The sequence below is a fragment of the Pseudomonas sp. genome, assembly GCF_049590575.1.
GTDB lineage: Bacteria > Pseudomonadota > Gammaproteobacteria > Pseudomonadales > Pseudomonadaceae > Aquipseudomonas.
Genome location: NZ_JBAWDE010000026.1, coordinates 1 through 4801 on the forward strand (window position 1 = coordinate 1; position 4801 = coordinate 4801).

The following is a 4801-nucleotide window of genomic DNA, read 5'->3' on the forward strand; positions in this document are numbered from 1 at the left end:
GGGTGTGCAGCCCTGGACTTTCGCCCCCGACGCCGACCGCGCGCCCTTTGACGCGGGCAAGCAGGCGATGGAAAGCTTGATGAGCCACGCCACGCCGCCCGACGCGATTTTCTTCGCCAATGACAACCTGGCCGCCGGTGGCCTGCTCGCCGGGCAGCGTGCCGGGTTGAAGATCCCCGAGGACTGCGCGGTACTCGGTTTCGGCGATTACCCGTTTGCCGAAATGCTGTTGCCGAGCCTGAGCACCATCAAGCCACCGGCGTTGGAAATCGGCGTGCTGGCGGCCACCCGGGTGCTGCAAAGCCTTGGGGTTTTACCTGTGGAGGATGAGGTACAGCGCCTGAACCTGTTGGACTGCCGCCTGATCGAACGCGAAAGCGCCTGAGCTTTATTTGCGGCCCGGGGGCAATTTGGATACGGTGCAAGCCTGCCCACAAGGATGTTCCCATGACCGAACCTGCCCCCAAAACCCGACGCGCACCCAAGGGTGAAAAACGCCGCGAAGAGCTGCTGGACGCGGCCTTGCAGGTGTTTTCCCTGGAGGGCTACAGCGGCGCCTCCGTGGCCCAGGTGGCGGCGATTGTCGGTATTTCCGTGGCTGGCCTGCTGCATCACTTTCCCAGCAAAATCTCGTTGTTGATGGGCGTGCTGCAACGCCGCGACGAGGTCAACCAACGAATTGCCGATGAAGTCCGCGCGGAGAAGTCGTTGTCCGGGTTGCTCGGCAGCCTGCGTGCGATCAACCGCTCGAACGCCACCGCGCCCGGCGTGGTGCGCGCGTTTACCATTTTGAATGCGGAAAGCCTGCTCGATACGCAACCGGCGTGGGCCTGGTTCCAGGAGCGCTATGCGGGGATCCAGCGACGTTTGCACGGGCAGTTTGCCGACCTGGTGGCGGCAGGGGAGGTGCGCAGCGACGTGGACATCGCCGGGCTGGTGGAAGAAATCCTGGCCATGATGGATGGCCTGCAGATCCAGTGGCTGCGCTTTCCAGAACAGGTGGACCTGGTGGCGCGCTTCGATGCCTACATTGCGCGGGTCGAGGCGGCCATCAGAAATCGAGGGTGAAATACGGCAATCTAAAGTGGGCACGGTCAAATGTGGGAGCTGGCTTGCCTGCGAAGCGATGGGTCAGCCATCACATGCGCCGACTGACACACCGCCTTCGCGAGCAAGCCCGCTCCCACACTAGACCGCGTCCGGCTTATTTACCCGCAGCACTGCCTTGGGTCGTGTCATCGCTCATGTCATAGCCATCACCGTCGCTGGTGCCGCTGTCCCCTTCATTTTGATGCAGCACACCGCCGGTCTTCACCGTCGATTCACGCAGCGTCGAGTTCAGCGCTGAACGCGGCAGCGGGTTGCTGGTGGTGGTCGACAGTTCCTGGCGGAACGGGTTGACCAGCTTGGCGTTCAGGCGGATGTCCTGGGACGAAGCCCCCACCGACAGGTTGAAGCTGTCGGCATCCACCACCCACTGCTTGCTGGCCACGTCGTAGTAGGCCAGCGAGCGGTCGTTGAGCTCGATGGTCACGCGCTTGCTCTCGCCAGGCTTGAGGAACACTTTCTTGTAGCCCTTGAGCTCCTTGATCGCGCGTTCGACTTTCGGGTTGTTCTGGCCCACGTACAGCTCGGCGACTTCGGCGCCCGCGACCTTGCCGGTGTTGGCCAGGTCGAACGACACCTTGATCGGCGCACCGGCCACTGCCACGCCAGGGCTGACGCTGATGTTGCTGTAGCCGAAGGTGGTGTACGACAAGCCATAACCGAACGGATACAGCGGCTTGATGCCCTTCTTCTCGTAGCCGCGATAGCCCAGGAACAGGTCGTCCTTGTAGCTCATCTCGCTCAGGGTTTCCTGATTGTCGAACTTGGGGAAAGTCGCGTAGATCGGGTTGTCTTCGATGTTGCGTTCGATACTGATCGGCAGCTTGGCCGACGGGTTGACCTTGCCCAGCAGGATCTCTGCCAGGGCCTGGCCGCCGTTCTGCCCAGGGTAGAACGCGTGCAGCGCAGCCGGCACCTGGTCGATCCAGTCGCTCATCTTCAAGCCGGTGCCGCCGTGCAGGGTAACCACGGTGTTCGGGTTGACCTTGGCGATACTCTGGATCAGCAGGTTCTGGTATTCCGGCAGGTCGAAGCTGTGGTCGAAGCCTTCGCCTTCGTATTCATTGCTGTTACCGGCTGCCACCAGTACGGCGTCGTACTGGGCCAGGTCCTGCGGTGCAACCAGCGATGCCCAGCTCATCTGCACGCCCACCAGGCCGCCCATGGTGGAGAGGTAACCGTTGCGGCGCGAGTATTCGAGCTTGATGTCGACCGGTTTGCCGGCTTCAAGGTTGACCTTGGCGAATACCGGAATGGTCGGCGGAATGCTGTTGTTCGGCAGCGGTTTGCCGTCGCCGTTGTCGAGGACTTTCTTGCCGTTGACGTAGAGGCGTACCGCACCGTCGGCGCGGATCTTGAACACCTGTTCGCCGCTGACGGTCGGGGTGATCTGGCCGCTGTAGCGAATCGACGTGGCGGCGGTATCGCCGTTCACTGGCAGGCTGTCGGTCGACCAGTCGAGGTTGACGTGGGTGTCGGTGCGGGTGGCAGCCGGGTCACCGGACCAGTTGGTGTTGCTGAAGAACTCGGTCTTCACGCCTTTGACGCTGTTGCCATTGCTGTCGGCATGGGTCCAGGTCGAGGTGGCCGGATCCAGCGACAGCCCGTCGATGAACTCGACCTTGGCGCCCGGCGCCAGTTGCTGCAAGCCGCTCAGCTCGCTGATGTAGTTGGCGGCCATCACGTTGGCGCTGCCGAAACCGGTCGGCGGCGCGTACTTGGCCAGGGTGCCGACCACGGCGATGCGCTTGACCTTCTTGGCGTCCAGCGGCAGCAGGCTGTTCTGGTTTTTCAGCAGCACGATGCCTTCGCGCGCGGCATTCAGCGCGGTGCGGTTGCTGGTGGCGCTGTTCATGTTGTGGCTGGTCAGCGGGGCTTTGCTGTCGAACTTGTACAGGTAGATCTGCTTGAGGATGCGGCGAACCTTGTCATCGATGGTCGCGCTGCTCAGCTCACCACTGTCCAGGTACGGCTTGAGGACGGTGCTGTTCATCTGGTAGCCCATCATGTCCAGGTCGGTGCCGGCCTGTGCTGCCGGCAAGCCGTCGACCACGGCGTTGTAGTCGCTCTGGACGAAGCCTGGGTAGCCCCATTCGGTCTTCAGGATGTCGCGCATCAGGTGCTTGTTCTGGCACGCGAATTCGCCGTTCACCTTCTGGAACGCACACATCATCATCGCGACTTTGCTGTTCTTCGAGGCAGACTCGAAAGGCGGCAAGGTCATCTCGCGCAGCACGCGCTCGCTGATGGTTTCGTTGAGGTGGAAGCGGTTGCTTTCCTGGTCATTGGCCGCGAAATGCTTGGCGTTGGCCCACACGCCGCGCGACTGAATCCCGTTGATTACCGCCGGCCCCAGGCTGGCGCCGAGGAACGGGTCTTCACCGGACAAATACTCGAACGCACGGCCGCTGTACGGCATGCGGTACAGGTTCACGCCGGGGCCGGTGACGAACTGATAACCGCCGCTGGCGGTGTCGTAGCCCAGGGCTCGGCCCAGGTCGATGGCACGGCGCGGGTTCCAACTGGCTGCCAGGTTCGGCCCCGACGGGTACACCACGCCCTGCGCGTTGCCTTCACTGGTGTAGCGCACGCCGACGCCGCCATCGGCGCCATGGATCTGCGGGATGCCGTACTGGGTCAGCGGCTTGACGTCCCAACCGCCAGTGCCGCCGATGTAGGCGAGCTTTTCTTCCATGGTCATCTTCGCCAGGGTTTTGTCCGCGGCCTTTTCTGCGCGGCTCACCCGGCCCTCGTCCAGGGCCGGGCTGGTGGCCGCGTGCGCGTGGGACACGGCCAATGCCAGCAGGGCGAATGCCGACTGCGCACCGATCATTTTGCGTTTACTCATAGAGTTTCTCCGACAACTGTTTGTTGAAAATAGGGGGTCAAAGCACACGCGTTACACAGCGCGCTCGTCACTTTTTCATGGGCAATAGTTCGCCTTGATCGCAATTTTTAACCGATGGCTAATTGCAATTACTTGGCGGGTTTCGCAGTTATAAAAGTGTAATAATTGTATTAATTATTGTTGTAGATGGTGTCTAAGCGATATCACTTTGTGGCGTTTTGAATCGCAAAAACCGCATAATTAAGGCAATTCTTGCGGTTATAAGTCAAACAAAAGCTATTTTTTGCGTGAAATAAGAAATATTTTCTTACCTTTCGGAACTAAGCCTAAACCTACCAGTCGATTGGTTTAAGAAAATATATGGCGGCATGGCGAACTAGTGGCTTTGCTCGGTAGTTCTAAAAGGCCATGTTTTATACAAGCTGTCATACACAACGCTTTGGTGTAGGGTCTTGATCGAATTCAAGGCGCCACCTGAGCAGTCCGCTGTTTTTGAACTGGAGAATGTTTATGAAAATATCCCTGTTGGGTGCCGGCCTCGTGCTGGGCGTTGCACTGAGTGGCGCGGCCATGGCCGCTGAATCAACCGACGCCGATTCGACGTCGGGTGCTACCGATTCCACCGTGCTGACCCAGACCCACGACGCCAAGGCGGCGAAAAAGCAGAAAGCGGAGACCACCAAGGGGGGCCGACCGCTGAGCAGCAGCCAGACGACCGCGCCGAAAACCTCGAACTAACTTGGAAACGCGGTCCCCTGTGGGAGGGGGCTTGCCCCCGATAGCGGTGTATCAGCCAGCACATGCGCAAACTGGTCCACTGCTATCGGGGGCAAGCCCCCTCCCACA

At 60.5% G+C, this 4801-nt stretch carries 4 protein-coding genes; 3 read left to right on the top strand and 1 reads right to left on the bottom strand.

Going from position 1 to position 4801, the window contains the following annotated elements; genetic code table 11:
- Together WBR57_RS02250 and WBR57_RS02255 are read left to right on the top strand one after the other, a co-directional pair.
- On the top strand, nt 1-385 hold a 385-nt coding region (locus WBR57_RS02250), incomplete at its 5' end, for a substrate-binding domain-containing protein (RefSeq protein ID WP_424081718.1).
- 62 nt (nt 386-447) lie between these two features.
- Nucleotides 448-1068 carry a TetR/AcrR family transcriptional regulator gene (locus tag WBR57_RS02255; RefSeq protein ID WP_424081720.1) on the top strand — a complete coding sequence of 207 codons (621 nt, stop codon included), beginning with the start codon at nt 448-450 and terminating at the stop codon, nt 1066-1068.
- A 136-nt stretch (nt 1069-1204) separates the two neighbouring features.
- On the opposite strand, the gene WBR57_RS02260 is transcribed toward WBR57_RS02255, so the two are convergent.
- On the bottom strand, nt 1205-3955 hold the full coding sequence (locus tag WBR57_RS02260; protein ID WP_424081722.1) for a glycoside hydrolase family 3 C-terminal domain-containing protein: 2751 nt from the start codon (nt 3953-3955) through the stop codon (nt 1205-1207).
- A gap of 510 nt (nt 3956-4465) precedes the next feature.
- Here WBR57_RS02260 and WBR57_RS02265 point away from each other — a divergent pair.
- Complete coding sequence (locus WBR57_RS02265) at nt 4466-4693, top strand: hypothetical protein (protein WP_424081724.1); 228 nt, start codon at nt 4466-4468, stop codon at nt 4691-4693.
- Nucleotides 4694-4801: the final 108 nt, after the last annotated feature.

What these genes read in the sequence shown, in the direction of transcription:
- WBR57_RS02260 (WP_424081722.1), bottom strand. Translation starts at nt 3,955, where the DNA reads ATGAGTAAACGCAAAATGATCGGTGCGCAGTCGGCATTCGCCCTGCTG.
- WBR57_RS02255 (WP_424081720.1), top strand. Translation starts at nt 448, where the DNA reads ATGACCGAACCTGCCCCCAAAACCCGACGCGCACCCAAGGGTGAAAAA.
- WBR57_RS02265 (WP_424081724.1), top strand. Translation starts at nt 4,466, where the DNA reads ATGAAAATATCCCTGTTGGGTGCCGGCCTCGTGCTGGGCGTTGCACTG.